Source organism: Allobosea sp. CCNWLY174, assembly GCF_037120455.1.
Classification (GTDB): Bacteria; Pseudomonadota; Alphaproteobacteria; order Rhizobiales; family Beijerinckiaceae; genus Allobosea; species Allobosea lupini.
On the sequence record NZ_JBBBBQ010000001.1, the window covers coordinates 1,240,329 to 1,256,862 of the forward strand.

The window sequence follows — 16,534 nt, forward strand, 5'->3', positions numbered from 1 at the left end:
AGAGCGCCCTGCGCTCAGGCCTTCTGCGCGGCGCCCAATATCTGCTTGAACAGGCCACGGACCATCGCCCGGCGCTCGTCGAGCTCCGCTTTCAGCACCTTGGCATCCGGCAGGCCGACCGCCGTCGCGATCCGGCGCAGGACGCGCTCCGGCACCGCCTTGGCATCGAAATCCTCTTCCATCGCGAAACGCTGCCAGAGCTGGACGTCGCCGATGAAGCGTGCCGCAGCCGCGAGCCGCTCGGCCTCCCCGGCGGCGATGACGCCGGTGTCGCGCGCCGCCGCGAAGACCCCCGAGGTCGTGCGGGCGAGGAGCTGCGGATGGTCGTGGCCATGAGCGAGCACCAGGAACTGGGCCAGGAAGTCGAGATCGGTCAGCCCGCCGGCGGCGAGCTTCAGATCCCAAGCGTCGTTCTCGCCCTTCTCCTTGGCGATGAGCGCCCGCATCTCGGTAACGGCGGCGGCGACCTTGGCCGGCTGGCGCTTGCGCAGCAGGATCTCGCGGATCGCGGCTTCGACCTTGTCCCGCAAGCCGGCATCGCCGGCGACGACGCGGGCGCGGGTCAGCGCCATCTCCTCCCAGATTTCGGCTTCGCCCTGATGATAGGCGGTAAAGCCGCCGAACTGCGTTGCCGCAGGGCTCTTGTTGCCGGCGGGCCGCAAGCGCATGTCGACCTGGTAGAGCGTGCCGCGCCGCGTCGGCACGGTCAGCGCCGCGACAAGTCTCTGGGTGAAGCGGACATGCCACGTCACTGGATCGAGCGGGCGCTTGCCGTCACTGGCCTCGGCGTCCTCCGGACGGTCGTAGAGCAGCATCAGGTCGAGATCGGATGACGGGGTGAGCTCGCCGGCTCCCAATCGCCCCATGCCGAGCACGACCGCCTCCGCGCCTTCGACGAGACCATGATCGGCGGCGAAGGCGGCGCGGGTATCGTCGAAAGCGACGCGGATACTGGCAGCAGCCGCCGCGGCATAGCCCTGCGCCGCCTGTTCGGCATTGATCACGCCGGAGAGCAGCCGGGCTCCGACCAGAAAATTCTCCTGCCGGACGGCGTCGCGCATGCGATCGAGCCCGTCCTCGACGCTGGGCGGCGGCGTGCCGACCATGGCACGTACGCGCTGCGCCACACGCTCGGCATCGTGGCGCGGGGCGCTGAAGGCGGGGTCGATCACCGCATCGAGCACATGCGGATAGAGCGCCGCGACCTTGGCGAGACGCGGCGCGCTGCCGAGAATCTCCGCGAAGAGCTGCAGCAGGGCTTCATGCGAGCGCAGCAGCGTCAAAAGCTCGACCGCAGCCGGCATGCGCACGAAGGCGTTGTCGAGATGGGCGAGCGCGCCATCCGGGTCGGTGGTGCGGCCGAGCGCGACGAGCAGCGCCGGCGTCAGCTCGGTCAGCACCTCGCGGGCGCGGGCGCTGGTGACGGCGGCGCGGCGGCCGAAATGCCAGCCGCGCACCGTCTCGGCTGCGGCCGCAGGCTGGCGAAAGCCGAGCTTGCCCAATGTCGCCAGCGTCTCCGGATCGTTCTCGGTACCGGTGAAGGAGAGAGAGCCGGCTTCACTGGCGAGGCTGGGCGCGTCCTCGAACAGCAGGGCATAATGGCCCTCGACGCGCCTCGCATGCGCCTCCAGATCCTTGCCGAGGGCCTTGGCCGAGGGATAGCCGCAGAAGCGGGCGAAGGCGTCGAGATCGGCGGCGTCCGTCGGCAGGGTCTGGGTCTGCTCGTCATGGCGCATCTGAAGCCGGTGCTCGACGGTGCGCAGCCAGCAATAGGATTCCGTCAGCTCGTCGCGGGCCTGTGGGCTGATCCAGTTCTCCTTCGTCAACTCGCCGAGCATGTCGAGCGTGCGCGGCCCGCGCAGCGCCGGGCGCCTGCCGCCGAAGACGAGCTGCTGGGTCTGGACGAAGAACTCGATCTCGCGGATGCCGCCGCGGCCGAGCTTGACGTTGTGGCCTGGCAGGCTGAGCGTCTCGAAGCCCTTCACCGACTGGATCTGGCGCTTCATCGCATGGATGTCGGCGATGGCGGCGAAGTCGAAATATTTGCGCCAGATGAATGGAGCGAGATCGGCGATGAAGCGGCGGCCGAGCTCGATATCGCCGGCGACCGGCCTCGCCTTGATCATCGCGGCGCGTTCCCAATTCTGGCCGACCGTCTCGTAGTAAGCGTAAGCCGTCGGCAGCGCGACGGCGACATGGGTCGAGCCGGGATCAGGCCGCAGGCGCAGATCGACGCGGAAGACATAGCCGTCCGGCGTGCGCTCCTGGATGATGCGGGCGATCTGCTGCGTCAGCTTGACGAAGAAGCTCGTGGGCTCGCCGACGCCGGCGGCCTCGGCCATCTCCGGATCGAAGAAGACGACGATATCGATGTCGGAGGAGTAGTTCAGCTCGCCGGCGCCATGCTTGCCGAGCGCCAGCACGACAAGCCCGGAGCCCTTGCCGGGCTCATTGGTGTCGGGAAGCTCGATCCGGCCGAGACCGCCGGCCTGATGCAGCGCGTGCTCGCTGGCAAGCTTCACCGCCATGTCGGCGGTGGCACTGAGCGCGGCGGTGACCGTCTCGACCGGCCAGATGCCGCCGATATCGGCGAGCGCCAGCAGGAGCGCCATCGCCTGACGAAAGCGGCGCAACTCGCGCATCAGGTCGGCGGTCGCGGTTTCCGGCGTGGCGAAGGCGGCGATATCGGCGAGCAGCGCGTCGCGGCGCTCGCCAGGATCGGTCGTCAGCGAGGCGAGGAGCCCCTCCGGATCGCGCCGCATGATCTGGGTCAGGAAAGGCGAGTGCGCGAGAATACCGGCAACGAGCGCGGCCGAGTCGTCATGACCCGTCAGATGGGCGGCGAGTCGTTTACCAGCCTCGGCATCGAACAGGCGCTCGATCAGCTCCTCGCGCCAGAGCGCCTCGATCTTGCCGCGCGCCGGCAGGACGGGCGCCGCCTTCAGGCGTTGGCATAAGGGCTCGCCCACACTGACCTCCGCGTCGACCGGCTGAGCGAGCCTTAGCCCTTCGTCATGCCGACTGGAACCCTGCCCCGTCAGACTGCGATGTCGAGCCTTGAGGCACCTCCGCGGCAGAGCTGTCCACAGGAGGAGGACTGGCCGGCAGCGACATCACGACATCGAGCCCTGGCGCATTGTCCGACAGGCGGATTGCACCGCCATGCAGACGCGCGACGGCAGAGGCCAAGGCGAGCCCAAGTCCGAAGCCCGGCTTGCTGCGGCTCTGATCGAGCCGGACGAAGCGCTCCAGTACACGGCCGCGATCAGCCTCGGGGATGCCGGCACCGTGATCGGCGACACCGAGCTCGACCATGTCGCCGACACGCCGCGCCGTCACCACGACCGTCGCCGGCGCATCGCCCTCCGGCTTGCCGTATTTCAGCGCGTTGTCGATCAGATTGGCCAACGTCTGGCCGATCAGCTCGCGATTGCCGGTGAGCGACAGCCCGGGCTCGACGGAAGCCGACAAAGTAAGGCCCGCCTCCTCCGCCAGCGGCTCGTAGAGTTCGGAGAGCCCGTCGACGATCTCGGCAAGATCGAGCGGGGCCATGCTGTCGCTGATCTGGCGGGTCTCGAGCCGAGCGATCATCAGCAAGGCGTTGAAGACGCGGATCAGCCCATCGGCTTCCTCGATCGCGCCGTCGAGCGCGCTGCGCAGCTGCTCGGGCGACTGCGCCGTGCGCAGCGCCTCCTCGGCACGGTTGCGCAGGCGGGTCAGCGGCGTCTTGAGGTCGTGGGCGATGTTGTCCGAGACCTGCTGCATCCCGCTCATCAGCTCGCCGATGCGGTCGAGCATGGCATTGAGGTTCCCGGCCAGCCGGTCGAGCTCGTCGCCGGTGCCGGCGATGGCAAGCCGGCCCTTGAGATCGCCGGCCATGATCGAGCGGGCAGTGTCGTTCATGCCGTCGATGCGCTTCAGCACCCGCCGCGCCACGAACCAGCCGGCGAAGCAACCGAGCACGACGACGAGCAGGACCGACCAGGCTGCGGCGCGCTTGATCACGACGCGCAGGCGTTCGCGCTCCTCGACATCGCGCCCGACCAGCAGGCGAAAGCCGGCCGGCAGCATGAAGACGCGGACGATGGCGTGATTGGTCTGGTCCAGCGTTTCCGAGGAGCGCGCGTATTCGATCTCGCTCTCGCCCTGGCGGTCGAGCGTGCCCGGCGGCAAGGCCTCGATATTGCCAGCGATGCGCTCGCCCAGCGGCGTAGTGACGAGATAGAGCGAGGCGCCGGGCCCGCGCGAGCGCCGCTCGATGACCTGGACGAGCCGCCTGATGCCGCCGAGGCGCTGCTGCTCGGCCAGCCCCTGGATCTCGGCATCGATGGTCGAGCGGATCTGGTCGTCGAGCAGATTCTTGGCGTTCCAGGCGACATAGCCCAGCACGAAGGTGGCGAAGATCGCGAAGACGACGAGATAGATCGCCGTCAGCTTGAAGGCCGTCGTGCGGACAAGATGCGGCAGGAAGCGCAGGCGACCGGCCGGCTGCTGCCCTTCGGCCGCCTGGCCATCAGCGAGCTGTGTCACGGACCATGTATCCCGCACCGCGGATGGTGTGGATCATCGGGTGCTCGAAGCCCTTGTCGACCTTGGCGCGCAGGCGCGAGACATGAACGTCGATGACATTGGTCTGCGGATCGAAGTGATAGTCCCAGACGTTCTCGAGCAGCATGGTACGGGTCACCACCTGGCCGGCATGCTTCATCAGATATTCGAGCAGGCGGAACTCACGCGGCTGCAGCGCGATCTCCTCGCCGGCGCGGGTGACGCGGTGCGCCAGCCGGTCGAGCAGCAGATCGCCGACGCGATAGGTGGTCGGCTCGGAGGCCGGCGCGCCACGACGGCGCGAGAGCACCTCGACCCGGGCGAGCAGCTCGGAAAAAGCATAGGGCTTGGGAAGATAATCGTCGCCGCCGGCGCGCAGGCCTTTCACCCGGTCGTCGACCTGGGCGAGTGCGGACAGGATCAGCACCGGCGTGGTCTCGCCCTGCTCGCGCAGGGAGCGGATCACCGAGAGCCCGTCCATGCGCGGCAGCATGCGGTCGACCACGAGCACGTCATAGCCGCCGCCCTGCGCCATGGCATAGCCCTCGAGACCATCGGGGGCATGGTCGGCGACATGGCCGGCCTCGCGAAAGGCCTTGACCAGATAGGCTGCCGCTTCGGCGTCGTCTTCAACGATCAGGAGTCGCATGGCGACACGCTACCTCAACACAAGGAAAAGCGGCAGGCCGGAGGTGACGATCCGACCTGCCGCCGTGACGGCTGGCATTCCCGGCAGGGGGCGACGTGACAACCGGGAGAAACCATCCGCCCGGAACATGCTCTTGCAAGGTGGACTGACGCTACGCGCCCGAGCATGCCCCGATTTGGATAGTCCCCGGTCAGGCCGCCGGCTGGCGGCCGACCTCGAACGAGACCTCGCGCTCCTTGCCGTCGCGCCAGATGGTCAGGCTGGTCTTGGCGCCCGGTGCGAAGGTGGCGATTTTCTTCGACAGCTCGCGCGCATCGGCGATCTTCTCGCCGTTGACCGCGAGGATGGTATCGCCGCGCTTGAGGCCGGCCTTGGCAGCGGGGCCATTGGGCTGCGCCTCGGCGATCAGGGCGCCCTTGGCATCCTTCAGGCCGATCGCGTCGGCGACTTCGGCGGTGACCGGCTGGATCTGCACGCCGATGAAGCCGCGGGCGACCGAGCCATGCTCCTTGAGCTGCTCGACGACACTCTGGACCGTGGCGGCAGGGATCGCGAAGGCGATGCCGACATTGCCGCCGGAGGGCGAGTAGATCGCGGTGTTGACGCCGATGACCTCACCCTTCTGGTTGAAGGTCGGGCCGCCGGAATTGCCGCGATTCACCGCCGCATCGATCTGCAGGAAGTCGTCATAGGGACCGGAGCCGATATCGCGCCCCTGGGCCGAGACGATGCCCGCGGTCACGGTGCCGCCGAGGCCGAATGGATTGCCGACCGCCAGCACCCACTCGCCGATGCGCGGCTTGCCGCTGGCGAGCTGGACGAACGGATAGTTGCCGGACTCGTTGACCTTGAGCAAAGCGAGATCGGTGCGCGGATCGGTGCCGATCACCTTGGCCGAGAGCGTCTTGCCGGCATCGGTGACGAGCTGGACCTCGGCCGCGTTGGCGACGACATGGTTGTTGGTCACGACATAGCCGTCCTGGCTGATGAAGAAGCCCGAGCCCTGCGAGAGCTGCACGCGCGGCTGTTGCTGCTGCGGCCCACGCGGGCCCATGCCCTCCTCGCCGAAGCGACGGAAGAAGCGCTCGAGCGGATGACCGGGAGGCAGGCCTTCGACGCCGGCCGGGCCGTCTTCATCGTTGGCGCTGGCGACGACCTTGGCCTTGACGCGGACGGAGACGACGGCGGGCTTGACCCGGTCGACGACGTCGGCGAACGACGGGAGCTGCGTCTGCTGTAGGCCAGAGAGCTGGACCGGCTGCGCATTGGCGGCGCCGTGGGTATTGAGGAAATTGTCGGCGAGGCCGGCCATCAGGCCGATGCTCAGCGTCGCGGCGCCGGCAACGATCGCGCCGCGCTTCAGGATCGAGCGGGCGGTGGCCGGCGAGCGGGTCGTGGTGTCGGGGGTGTTGTTCTCTTGGGCGGTCATGGGTCTCACCTCGATGCGGGAGGCAGGGCCTTCCCTGCTTCGTGAGATGGACCATGACGGGCGGCGCCTTACCTGGATTTCGCCCGACGATGACAGTTTCGTAAGGTTGGCGCGCCGTCAGCCGCGGTCGTCGCGCAGGAGATCGTCGAGCCGGCGCTGTTCCTCGGCCGTCAGCGTCACACCAGCCGGTGCCGCAGCGAGATTGCGACGACGCCAGAGGAAGATAGCGCCGAACAAAACGATCACAAAGGGCGCGGCCCACAGCGCGATCGTGCGCGCGTTCATCGGCGGGCGCAGCAGAACGAAATCGCCATAGCGCGCCACGACGAAATCCATCACCGCGCCGTCGCTGTCGCCGGCGGTGAGCCGCTCGCGCACCAGGACACGCAGATCCTTGGCGAGCGGCGCGTCGGAATCGTCGATCGACTGGTTCTGGCAGACCAGGCAGCGCAGGCCGGAGGAAATCTGCCGCGCGCGCTGCTCCAGCGCCGGGTTCTTCAGGACCTCGTCAGGCTGCACGGCGATGGCCGGCGCTGCAAGGGCCAGCGATCCGACGAGGAGGAGCGGAAGCGCGCGCATCGGGCTCACTCGGCCGGCTGCGGAAGCGCGGACGGTGCCGGCACGCGCCGCGGCGCGGCCAGCCGGAAGCGCCGGTCGGTCAGCGAAAGCGCGCCGCCCGCCGCCATCACCAGCGCGCCGATCCAGATCAGGAGGATCAGCGGCTTGTCATGCAGTTTGACCGCAATGGCGCCGCTGGCGTCGGGCTCGCCCAGGCTGATATAGGCCTGCCCGAGTCCCACGGTGCGGATGCCGGCCTCGGTCGTCGGCATGGCGCGCGCCGTATAGATGCGCTTCATCGCCTCGACCGGCTTCAGCTCGCGGCCGTCGGCGACGATGCGGAAGCGGGCCGCATCCTCGCGATAATTCGGGCCGGTGCGTGGCGTCACCGCCTCCAGCGTCACGGTGTAGCGGCCGCTGGTCAGGCTTTCGCCGACCTTCAGCATGCCGATCGCCTCGGTGCCCCAGGCCACGGCGGCGATGCCGATCACGCTGATGCCGACGCCGGCATGGCCGAGGGCCGTGCCCCAGGCCGAACGCGGCAGGCCCTTCGCGCGCGACAGAATTGCCGATGCGCCGCTGGCGCGGCCGACGACGCGTTCGCCGACCTCCCAGAACGCTCCGACGACCAGGAAGACGCCGAGCCCGATGCCGAGCGGCGCAAGTACGGGACCGCCTCGCACGAAGGCGAAGATCGCCAGCGTGGTGACGACGCCGAGGCCGAAGGCCACCTGGGCGCGCTGGGCGGCGCCGAGCAGATCGCCGCGCTTCCAGGCCAGGGTCTGGCCGATCGGCAGCAGCAGCAGGAGCGGCACCAGCAGCGGCACGAAGGTAGCGTTGAAGAAGGGCGGGCCGACCGAGATCTTGTCGCCGGTGACCATCTCCAGCACGAGCGGGTAGAGCGTGCCGATGAAAACGGTGGCGCAGGCTGTCGCCAGGAAGAGGTTGTTGACGACGAGGGCGCTCTCCCGCGAGACCGGCGCGAACAGGCCGCCCTGCTTCAGGAGCGGCGCGCGCCAGGCAAAAAGCGCCAGCGAGCCGCCGATGAAGGCGATCAGGATGCCGAGGATGAACAGGCCGCGCTGCGGGTCGCTCGCGAAGGAGTGCACCGAGGTCAGCACGCCCGAGCGGACGATGAAGGTGCCGAGCAGCGAGAGCGAGAAGGTCAGGATCGCGAGCAGGATCGTCCAGACCTTGAGCGCGTCGCGCTTCTCCATCACCACGGTCGAATGGATCAGCGCCGTGCCGGCAAGCCAGGGCATCAGCGAGGCGTTCTCGACCGGGTCCCAGAACCACCAGCCACCCCAGCCGAGCTCGTAATAGGCCCAGTAGGAGCCCATGGCGATGCCGAGCGTCAGGAATGTCCAGGCCAAAAGGGTCCAGGGCCGGACGGCGCGGGCCCAGACCGCGTCAATCTTGCCCTCGATCAGCGCCGCGACGGCGAAAGCATAGGTGATCGAGAAGCCGACATAGCCGACATAGAGCAGCGGCGGATGGATCGCGAGGCCGAGGTCCTGCAGGATCGGGTTGAGGTCCTGACCCTCTCCCGGCGCCGGGACCAGCCGGCGGAACGGGTTCGAGGTCAGCAGCGTGAAGGCGAGGAAGGCGACGCTGACGCTGCCTTGCGCCGCGAGCGTGCCGGCCCGCAGCTTCGGCGGCAGCGAACGGCGCGACAGCGCGACCAGCGCGCCGAACAGCACGAGGATGAGGACCCAGAGCAGCATCGAGCCCTCATGGTTCCCCCAGACGGAAGTCAGCTTGTAGATCAGCGGCTGCGTCGAGTGCGAGTTGGCAGCGACGTTCTCGACCGAAAAGTCGGACGTCACATAGGACGCCATCAGGCAGCCGAAGGAAACCGCGACCAACAGGAAACTGGCGATCGCGGCCGCGGGACCGACCGATGCCAGGGCCGGATCGTTCCGGGCCACGCCCCAGAGCGGCACGATCGTCTGGACGACCGCGACGCCGAGCGCCAATGCCAGGGCGAAATGACCGATCTCGACGAACACAGGCGCAGCCCTATTTCGTGGCCGGCGCTGCGGGCGCGCCGGGCTTGGTTTCGCCGGGCTGCCAATGGCCCTGCTTCTTCAGCGCGTCGGCGACCTCGCGCGGCATATAGGTCTCGTCATGCTTGGCGAGCACGGAATCGGCGCGGAACCGGCCCGCCCCTTCGAGCACGCCTTCGGTGACAACGCCCTGCCCTTCGCGGAAGAGATCGGGCAGCAGGCCGGTATAGCTGACCATTGTCCGGGTCTTGCCATCTGTCACGGCGAAGCTGACGCGCTGGTTGGCACCACGCTCGACCGAGCCGGTCTCGACCAGGCCGCCGAGGCGCAGGCGTGTGCCGGGCGTGAGGCCCTTCTCGACGATCTCGGTCGGGCCATAGAAGAAGACGATCGAATCCCGCAGCGCATAGGCGACGAGGCCGGCCGCAAGACCAAGAACGACGCCGGCCGAGGCGATCACCACGAGGCGACGCTGCTTGCGGGTCAGGCGCTTGCGGGACGGCGTGGCGGGGATACCGGCCTGGACGGTCATCGCGACGCCTCCTGCAGGCCGAGTTCGCTGCGCAGGCCGTCAAGGGCGGACGCCGCCGACTGATCGGAACTCAGGCGCTGGCGCGCTGTAGAGAGCGATCTCTGCGCCGCCGCGCGATCTCCCAGGACGGCCTGCGAGCGGATCAGCCGAGACCAGTCGGCGAGGCTGCCGCCGCCTTCGGCGAGCCGCGCGGCGAGGCCGTCGACCATTCCGCGGATCGCACCCATACGCTCGGCTTCAGGCAGGCTGGCGATCGCGTCGGACGGTGGGGAGGAACGTTCCAGTCCTTCGAGGCGAGCCCGGACGGTCGCCGTCCAGGGGGCATCGGCCGGCGCGTCGGCGAGCAGAGCCTTGAGCGACGCGATCGCGGCCGGCACCTGCCCATCCTGCTCCTGCGCGATCGCCAAGAAGAAGCGGGCGCGCGGATTGGCCGGATCGAGCTTCAACGCCTCGGCGAGGCTTTCACGTGCAGCCGCCGTGACGACGCCGCCGGCAGCGAGAATCTGCGCCTCGGCCTGGCCGCCAAGCCGCTCGGTCGTCGCACCGTCGTAGCGGACAGCATTGGCGAAGGCCTTCGCGGCATCCTCGAAGCGGCCCTGGCGAAGGTAGACCGGGGCGAGCACGTTCCAGCCCTTGCCGTCGGTGGGGTTGGCGGCGAGATGCGCCTCGATCCGTGCCAGCGCCAGCTCGAAATCCTGTGCCGGATTGCCCTGCATGCGCGCCGCGAGCGGCTGATCGGGAAGCGTCGGCGAGCCATAGGCGCCATAGACCAGCAGGGCCAGCAGGGGTACGCAGGACAGCGCGATGGCGGACGCTGCGCGGCGCCGACGCAGCGCCGGCTCGCTCTCTCCTGCGGGAACGGTCTCCGATGCCGTCTCGCGCAGAAGCCTGCGCGCGGCTTCGGCCTTGGCCGCCTCGGCCTCGGCGGCACCGATCAGCTTCCGGCCAAGATCGCGATCGATCTCGGCGAGTTGGGCCCGGTAAAGCGCGGTCGCTCCGGCCGTGTCGGCGGAGAGTGCCGGCGCCCGGCGGCCGAGCGGCCAGAGCACCGCCATGACCGCAGCCCCCGTCATGGCCGCGAAGATGATCCAGATCAGCATTCGCCGTTCATAACCGTTCGAAGGTGCCTGTTCATGTCCGAAGATGGCGACAAAGGGTCACGCGGGCAATGCGACGTCAGACCGCCGGCAGGACGAGACGGGCGCGGAGGCCACCGAGCGGCGAACGCTCCAGCGAGAGACCGCCGCCATAAAGCTTGGCGAGATCGACCACGATCGAAAGGCCAAGTCCCGAGCCCGGCGTCGTCTCGTCGAGCCTTCGGCCGCGCTTGAGGACCTCGGCCATCGCCTCGTCGGGCAGGCCGGGCCCGTCATCGTCGATCAGCAGCACGAGGCGCCCTTCCGGTGCCTGCGCTTCCGGTACCAGGCTGACCTGGACTTCGGTACGCGCCCATTTGAAGGCGTTGTCGAGGAGATTGCCGAGCATCTCCTCGAAATCCTGCTTTTCGCCGCGAAAGCGGACGCTGGCGGGCACGGTGTGGCTGCCCTCGATCGCCCTGCCCTGCGCAATCTTCTCGAAAGTACGGATCAGCGCGTCGAGCGAGGGAGAAATCTCGCAGATACCGCCGAGCGCGCCCGACAAGGCCGCGGCCCGGGCCCGGTCGAGATAGTACTGGACCTGGTCGCGCATGATCGCGGTCTGATGGCGGACTGTCTGGGCAAGCACGCCCTGGCTGGCTTCGGCCTCGTTCTGCATCACGCTGAGCGGCGTCTTGAGGGCGTGGGCGAGATTGCCGACCTGGGTGCGGGCGCGCTCCAGGATCTCGCGATTGGCATCGATGAGCTGGTTGAGCTCACCCGCAAGCGGCGCGAGATCAGGCGGATAGCGTCCGGCGATACGGGTGCTCTCGCCGGTGCGCACTGTGCCGACGGCCGAGCGCAGACGCGCCAGTGGACGCAGGCCGAAGCGCACTTGGGCGATCGTCGAGGCGACAAGGGCGAGCCCGAGGAAGAGGAAGGTCAGCGTCAGGGCGAAGCGGAAATCGCGGATATCGCCCTCGATCTCGTCGGCGGGCGCGGCGACCCCTACGGTGAAGCGGCCATCCTCGCCGACATCGATCTCCCGTTCGAGCACGCGCAGACGCCGCTCGTCCGGCCCCGAGATATAGCTCTCGCGCAGGCCGCGCGCATTGGGCTGCAGGTTCTGATCGAGCAGCTTCGGCAATTGCCCGCCGACCAGCGAGCGCGAGGTGCGCACGCTCGGACGCTCGCCGTCGAGCCGGATGATCTGCCAGTACCAGCCGGAAAGCGGCAGGTCGAACCGCGGCTCGCCGAGATCGCCGATCGCCTGGCGCTCGGCCTCGGGTGGCGCGGCGAGGTCGGCGACCAGTTCCTTGATGTAGACGCTGAGGCGCTCGTCGAAGCCGCGCTCGGCCGTCCGCCGATAGAAGGTCGTAAGGCCGAAGCCGGCGAGGATCAGCACCAGCGCGCAACAGATCGCAGCCGAAATGAAGAGCCGCGCGCCGAGCGAGAAGCGCTGCCGCGTGACCGGCATGGCGCCCTCAGGCTTTCGCGGCAGCGATATAGCCGAGGCCGCGTACGGTCTCGATGACGTCGACGCCGAGCTTCTTGCGCAGGCGGCCGACAAAGACCTCGATCGTGTTGGAATCGCGGTCGAAATCCTGGTCGTAGAGATGCTCTACCAGCTCGGTGCGCGAGACCACGCGGCCCTGATGATGCATCAGATAGGCAAGCAACCGGTACTCGTGCGAGGTGAGCTTGACCGGGTTGCCGTCGACGACGACGCGGCTGGCGCGGGTGTCGAGGCGAACAGGGCCACAGATCAGCTCGGCCGTGGCATGACCGGCCGCACGGCGCAGCAGCGCGCGAACGCGAGCCAGCAGTTCCTCGATGTGGAAGGGCTTAACGACATAGTCGTCGGCGCCGGCGTCGAAACCGGAGACCTTGTCGCTCCAGCGGTCGCGCGCCGTCAGGATCAGCACCGGCATGGTTTTGCCCGCCCGGCGCCACCCCTGCAGCACGGCGACGCCGTCGACCTTGGGCAAGCCGAGATCGAGGATCACCGCGTCATAAGGCTCGGTCTCGCCGAGATAGAGGCCTTCCTCACCGTCGAGCGCCTTGTCGACGGCATAGCCGGCATTCTCCAGCGCATTGACGATCTGGCGGTTGAGGTCCTTGTCGTCCTCGACGACGAGCAATCGCACGGCGGCTTTTCTCCGATTGGCGGATCAGGAACGGGAAATAGCGGAACTAGCGGATATCCGCCACCTTGCCGGAGGCGCCGTCGAGCGTGACCCGGGCGACGCGGCCGTCGCGCTTCATCGTCGTCACCACATAGACGAACTCGTCGCCCTGGCGGCAGAGCCTGATCCGCAGGACTTCGCCAGGCGCCGCCTCGCGGGCATGGCGGGAGGCCACCGCCGGCTGCATGACCTTGCCGTCCGACACCGCCTCGCGCGTTTCCTGAGCTGACAGGCACGCGATTGGCGGCGCCGCATCGACCGGTTCCACCGGCGAGGCAGTCGCGGTCACAAGCGCGAGAATCGCGACGTTGGGGTCGAGCAGCATCATCGCCATTGGGCTAGCCCGGCATGCGTGAATGCGCCATGAACATCGGCGTGAGGCTAGCTCAGCGCACGGCGATGTGTCCACGCCGGGAAAGGCCGACACCCGCAACAATGCTGAGTTGCACCAATTCGACGTCCAGCACAGCCTGGACGCTGCCGAAATCGGCGAGTTCCTGGGCGGTTTCATAGAGCATCGTCGGTGCGCCGACATCGATGATCCTGATGACCTCGTCGCCGGCGCGTATCGTGACGCGATAGCGCTCGATCTCCTCGCCCAGCGGGACCTCGACCGCTTCCCAGGAATCGCCGCCGACGCGGCTGCGCCGAACCCAGCTCAAGGCGACGCCGGACGGCAGGCGCCTGGCGCGCGGGCGCACCGGGGCAAGTGGCCGCAGCGCTGCTGTTCCGACAGTAGCGGAGAGCTCGCGCATCGAGGCCGACGCGACATCGGCATTGGGCGGCCCGATCCGGTAGCGCAGATGCCGGCCGACATCGTCGAGGCTCGTGGTCAGTGCGACCGCCGCGCCGTCGAGGACAACCACGCGCGCTCCAGCCGCCAATGTCCGTGCCGCCGCTACCTCCGAACCGCCGAGCCCACGCACCATCTGCGACAGCCGGAATGTCCGTGCGCCGATCAGTTCGACCCGCGCCGCCGTCACGATCTCGACCTGCCCGGCAGGATCGATGAAGGCGAGCGCGTTGGCGCCGGCGAGCGCCTCTTCCGCTGCGACCGAGGCAAGACCACCGCCCCGCAGGCGGACATCGACGAAGGCATGCCGATCGGTCCGCCAGAGGGGACCGGGCCTCAGTGTGGTCAAGGTCTCGCCCATGATCGACGGCCAGATTGCCGTAGTAGCTGTAAGTGGTCTCATAGGTCTTCTGCGCCTTCTGCCCGCCCTTGCCTCCGGCCTTGGTGCGGGTGACAGTGGTCGTCACCTCCTCCTCGAAGCGCGTCGCCCAGATCAGCTGACCGCCCAGCCTGGCCCGACCATAGATGCGCGGGATCGGCGCGCCCTCGTTCGAAGCGAGGCCGTCGATCTCCTTGAGGCGCGGGCCTTCGACGATGCGCGTGCCGCCGCCCCCGCCAAAGAGGCTCTGGTCGAGGCTCGCACCGGCGATCGCGCCGAGCGAACGGCCGATCATGGCACCGAACGGGCCGCCGACGGCGGCGCCCAGTACCGAGCCGGCGACCTGCAGAACAAGCGTGGCCATCAGACGTCGAGCTCCGGAAAGGCGAAGGCATGGCTGAGATGGCGCCGCCACCAGCCGGTGAAGGCGGTCTCGCCGACTGCGGCGCCGTCATGGGCGTGCAGGATGCGGTCCGGCTCGGTCAGGACGGCGCAATGCGCCGCCGGCAGATGCGCCCGCCAGCGGAAGAGCAGCACGTCGCCGGGACGGGCCTCCTCCGGCTTGACCGGGATCAGATGACGCTCCGCAGCCTCTGCCAGCGTCTCGCCCGAGCCCTGCTGTGCCCAATAAGGCGAATAAGGCGGCGTCGGCTCCGGCTCGCTGCCGTAGAGATCGCGCCAGACGCCACGCACCAGGCCGAGGCAATCGCAGCCGACTCCGCGGAGCGAGGCCTGATGGTGGTAGGGCGTGCCGAGCCAGCCACGCGCCGTTGCGATGACACGCGCCCGCGTTGCATCCGCGCCGGTCATCGGAACAGGCTCCCGCCATCGAACGGCCCCGCGCCGGGGTCGCCTGCCCCCGTGCCGCCGATGATGAAATCGTTGCCCGGCAGATGCGGGAAACCGCGGAAATTGACGCCGTTGCCGAATTTGTCACGGCAGGTGGCGAAACGCTTGTCGCAGCCGGGGAGTGCCGTGAAGAGATCACCGACAGCGATCGGGCGCGGCGCCGCCTGCCAGAGTTGCAGGATGACGGCGCCGTCGGCATTGCGATGGCTGCGGATCTCCGTGGAAAAGCCTGCGTTCTGACCCGCTTCGAAAACCAGCCGCCCCCCGCTGAAGCGCCCATCCTGAAAACCGCCCAGAACTGGCGCCGTGATCGTGAGCCGACCATCGGTCACCGAGACCGTTCCAAGCCCCGGAAGCGCAAGGACGCCGCAGCGGGCATCGCCGAGATCGGCGGAGCAGCCTGCGGTGTAGAGCCGGCCGCGCTCCTCGTCGAAAGCCTTGCCGAGACCTCGGACCTCCGCGGTGAAATTGCTGTCGCTGCGTTTCACCTCACCGACGAAACCGGTCTCCAGCAAGGTACGCTGGCTCGGATCGGCCCAATTCACCAGCCAGAGCGCGACGCGGGCATCGTCATAGAGGCCGCGCGACAGGTCCTCCTCGCTGAGGCCGCTCGCCGCCAGGGCTCCGATCACCTCGCCGCCACCGGTCGCAAAGCCGAGTTCCGAGCTGGCTTCTGCGGCTTCCAGGCCGGCGTTCGCTCGAAACAGGATGCTGTCGAAGGAGAGATCGCGATCGTGATCGGTGAAGCCAAGCACTGCGCCGTCGCGGCGCGTCAGGCTCCAGCACCGGCACAGCGTGGTCGCCTCGCCGGCGACATGCGCGGCGAGCCCGGGGGATAATGTCCGCATGGCGAAGCCTTCAGTCGGCGATCTCGACGATCGGGATTCTGGGGATGTCGCCGGCCTCGAAAGCCGACAGGTCGACCTCGATCGCATCGGTGTCGAAGCGAACGGGAGTGTCGAAGGCAAAGCCGGCACTCACGACAGAGCCAGCCGGCGGAGCATGGCCGACGGCGAAAGTGATCAGCCCGCTCGCGTGGTCGCAGGAGACGACCGCCGGCTGCGGCTTCGCAACGCCGTCTACGGCGATCAGCACCGTCCCCGCGACCGGCTTGGTGATGCGGCGGACATAGGGCGCGTGCAAGCCGCCATAGAGCTTGCAGAGCTGGAAGACCCGTGTGGCGCCGTCGCCGATGCCGATCTGCTGGTCGCTCGCCGCAGGGCTCGCCGACGGGGCGCAACTCTTCCAGTCGAGCCGGTCGCGCCAGCGGAACCCATAGAGCCGCCCGCGCCGCTCCTCGAAGAAGGCGACGACCTCGGCCAGGGCATCGAGCGTGCGGATGCCGAAGCCGGCATCGTAGCGCCGTCGGGAATGGGCCCAGCGGCTGTTGCGGACCTCGCGGCCCGAAGCCAGCGTCACCACCTGGGTCAGCCGCTCCGGCCCGCCGCGTGCGCCGCGCGCGATCCCCGTAGGAAAGCGCACCTCATGGAAGCCGCTCATGACGCCTCTCCCTGTCCTGTCATGCTGCG

The 16,534-nt window shown here is 68.6% G+C and carries 15 protein-coding genes and 1 pseudogene; all 16 read right to left on the reverse strand.

The window, feature by feature from the left end; all coding sequences use genetic code 11:
• Positions 1-14: 14 nt before the first annotated feature.
• The 16 genes and pseudogenes from V7S63_RS06060 to V7S63_RS06130 all read right to left on the reverse strand — a co-directional run bounded on the left by V7S63_RS06060 (position 15) and on the right by V7S63_RS06130 (position 16,505).
• Entirely contained in the window at positions 15-2,969 is a 2,955-nt protein-coding gene (locus V7S63_RS06060) for a bifunctional [glutamine synthetase] adenylyltransferase/[glutamine synthetase]-adenylyl-L-tyrosine phosphorylase (RefSeq protein WP_336529550.1), read from the reverse strand.
• A gap of 43 nt (positions 2,970-3,012) precedes the next feature.
• Complete coding sequence (locus V7S63_RS06065) at positions 3,013-4,476, reverse strand: HAMP domain-containing sensor histidine kinase (RefSeq protein ID WP_336529671.1); 1,464 nt, start codon at positions 4,474-4,476, stop codon at positions 3,013-3,015.
• A 37-nt stretch (positions 4,477-4,513) separates the two neighbouring features.
• Positions 4,514-5,197 (reverse strand): response regulator transcription factor, encoded by a 684-nt coding sequence (locus V7S63_RS06070; protein ID WP_100959707.1) that lies wholly within the window; start codon positions 5,195-5,197, stop codon positions 4,514-4,516.
• 190 nt (positions 5,198-5,387) lie between these two features.
• The gene (locus V7S63_RS06075) at positions 5,388-6,626 is read right to left on the reverse strand and encodes a trypsin-like peptidase domain-containing protein (RefSeq protein WP_100959705.1); all 1,239 of its coding nucleotides are present in this window, start codon (positions 6,624-6,626) and stop codon (positions 5,388-5,390) included.
• A gap of 117 nt (positions 6,627-6,743) precedes the next feature.
• Positions 6,744-7,205, reverse strand: a complete 462-nt coding sequence (locus tag V7S63_RS06080; RefSeq protein WP_091830985.1) for a cytochrome c-type biogenesis protein — start codon at positions 7,203-7,205, stop codon at positions 6,744-6,746.
• A 5-nt stretch (positions 7,206-7,210) separates the two neighbouring features.
• A complete protein-coding gene (locus V7S63_RS06085) occupies positions 7,211-9,193 on the reverse strand; it encodes a heme lyase CcmF/NrfE family subunit (protein WP_336529551.1) in 1,983 nt (660 codons plus the stop codon).
• A gap of 10 nt (positions 9,194-9,203) precedes the next feature.
• Complete coding sequence (gene ccmE / locus V7S63_RS06090) at positions 9,204-9,677, reverse strand: cytochrome c maturation protein CcmE (RefSeq protein WP_100959753.1); 474 nt, start codon at positions 9,675-9,677, stop codon at positions 9,204-9,206.
• A gap of 41 nt (positions 9,678-9,718) precedes the next feature.
• A complete protein-coding gene (gene ccmI / locus V7S63_RS06095) occupies positions 9,719-10,822 on the reverse strand; it encodes a c-type cytochrome biogenesis protein CcmI (protein ID WP_336529552.1) in 1,104 nt (367 codons plus the stop codon).
• Between the two features lie 76 nt (positions 10,823-10,898).
• Positions 10,899-12,275 (reverse strand): sensor histidine kinase, encoded by a 1,377-nt coding sequence (locus V7S63_RS06100; RefSeq protein ID WP_336529553.1) that lies wholly within the window; start codon positions 12,273-12,275, stop codon positions 10,899-10,901.
• A gap of 7 nt (positions 12,276-12,282) precedes the next feature.
• A complete protein-coding gene (locus V7S63_RS06105; RefSeq protein WP_091830995.1) occupies positions 12,283-12,945 on the reverse strand; it encodes a response regulator transcription factor in 663 nt (220 codons plus the stop codon).
• A 46-nt stretch (positions 12,946-12,991) separates the two neighbouring features.
• Positions 12,992-13,318 carry a PepSY domain-containing protein gene (locus V7S63_RS06110; protein WP_091830998.1) on the reverse strand — a complete coding sequence of 109 codons (327 nt, stop codon included), beginning with the start codon at positions 13,316-13,318 and terminating at the stop codon, positions 12,992-12,994.
• A gap of 52 nt (positions 13,319-13,370) precedes the next feature.
• Positions 13,371-14,180 carry a GTA baseplate fiber-binding domain-containing protein gene (locus V7S63_RS06115; protein ID WP_336529554.1) on the reverse strand — a complete coding sequence of 270 codons (810 nt, stop codon included), beginning with the start codon at positions 14,178-14,180 and terminating at the stop codon, positions 13,371-13,373.
• Positions 14,143-14,520: pseudogene (locus V7S63_RS28735) on the reverse strand (hypothetical protein); the annotation flags it as partial. The pseudogene V7S63_RS28735 and the gene V7S63_RS06115, both read right to left, overlap by 38 nt.
• Positions 14,520-14,966, reverse strand: coding sequence for an NlpC/P60 family protein (locus V7S63_RS06120; protein WP_336529555.1), 447 nt, complete (start codon positions 14,964-14,966; stop codon positions 14,520-14,522). The gene V7S63_RS06120 and the pseudogene V7S63_RS28735, both read right to left, overlap by 1 nt.
• Positions 14,963-15,853: a DUF2163 domain-containing protein gene (locus V7S63_RS06125; protein WP_336529556.1), complete on the reverse strand. Its 891-nt coding sequence runs from the start codon at positions 15,851-15,853 to the stop codon at positions 14,963-14,965. Before V7S63_RS06125 ends, V7S63_RS06120 begins: the two co-directional genes overlap by 4 nt.
• 10 nt (positions 15,854-15,863) lie before the next feature.
• The gene (locus V7S63_RS06130) at positions 15,864-16,505 is read right to left on the reverse strand and encodes a DUF2460 domain-containing protein (protein ID WP_336529557.1); all 642 of its coding nucleotides are present in this window, start codon (positions 16,503-16,505) and stop codon (positions 15,864-15,866) included.
• Between the last annotated feature and the right edge of the window lie 29 nt (positions 16,506-16,534).

Bases quoted from the DNA above. Each gene is read 5' to 3' on its own strand.
- V7S63_RS06130 (WP_336529557.1), bottom strand. From the start codon at position 16,505: ATGAGCGGCTTCCATGAGGTGCGCTTTCCTACGGGGATCGCGCGCGGC.
- V7S63_RS06110 (WP_091830998.1), bottom strand. From the start codon at position 13,318: ATGGCGATGATGCTGCTCGACCCCAACGTCGCGATTCTCGCGCTTGTG.
- V7S63_RS06070 (WP_100959707.1), bottom strand. From the start codon at position 5,197: ATGCGACTCCTGATCGTTGAAGACGACGCCGAAGCGGCAGCCTATCTG.
- V7S63_RS06100 (WP_336529553.1), bottom strand. From the start codon at position 12,275: ATGCCGGTCACGCGGCAGCGCTTCTCGCTCGGCGCGCGGCTCTTCATT.
- V7S63_RS06125 (WP_336529556.1), bottom strand. From the start codon at position 15,853: ATGCGGACATTATCCCCCGGGCTCGCCGCGCATGTCGCCGGCGAGGCG.
- V7S63_RS06075 (WP_100959705.1), bottom strand. From the start codon at position 6,626: ATGACCGCCCAAGAGAACAACACCCCCGACACCACGACCCGCTCGCCG.
- V7S63_RS06120 (WP_336529555.1), bottom strand. From the start codon at position 14,966: ATGACCGGCGCGGATGCAACGCGGGCGCGTGTCATCGCAACGGCGCGT.
- ccmI (WP_336529552.1), bottom strand. From the start codon at position 10,822: ATGCTGATCTGGATCATCTTCGCGGCCATGACGGGGGCTGCGGTCATG.
- V7S63_RS06115 (WP_336529554.1), bottom strand. From the start codon at position 14,180: ATGAGACCACTTACAGCTACTACGGCAATCTGGCCGTCGATCATGGGC.
- V7S63_RS06080 (WP_091830985.1), bottom strand. From the start codon at position 7,205: ATGCGCGCGCTTCCGCTCCTCCTCGTCGGATCGCTGGCCCTTGCAGCG.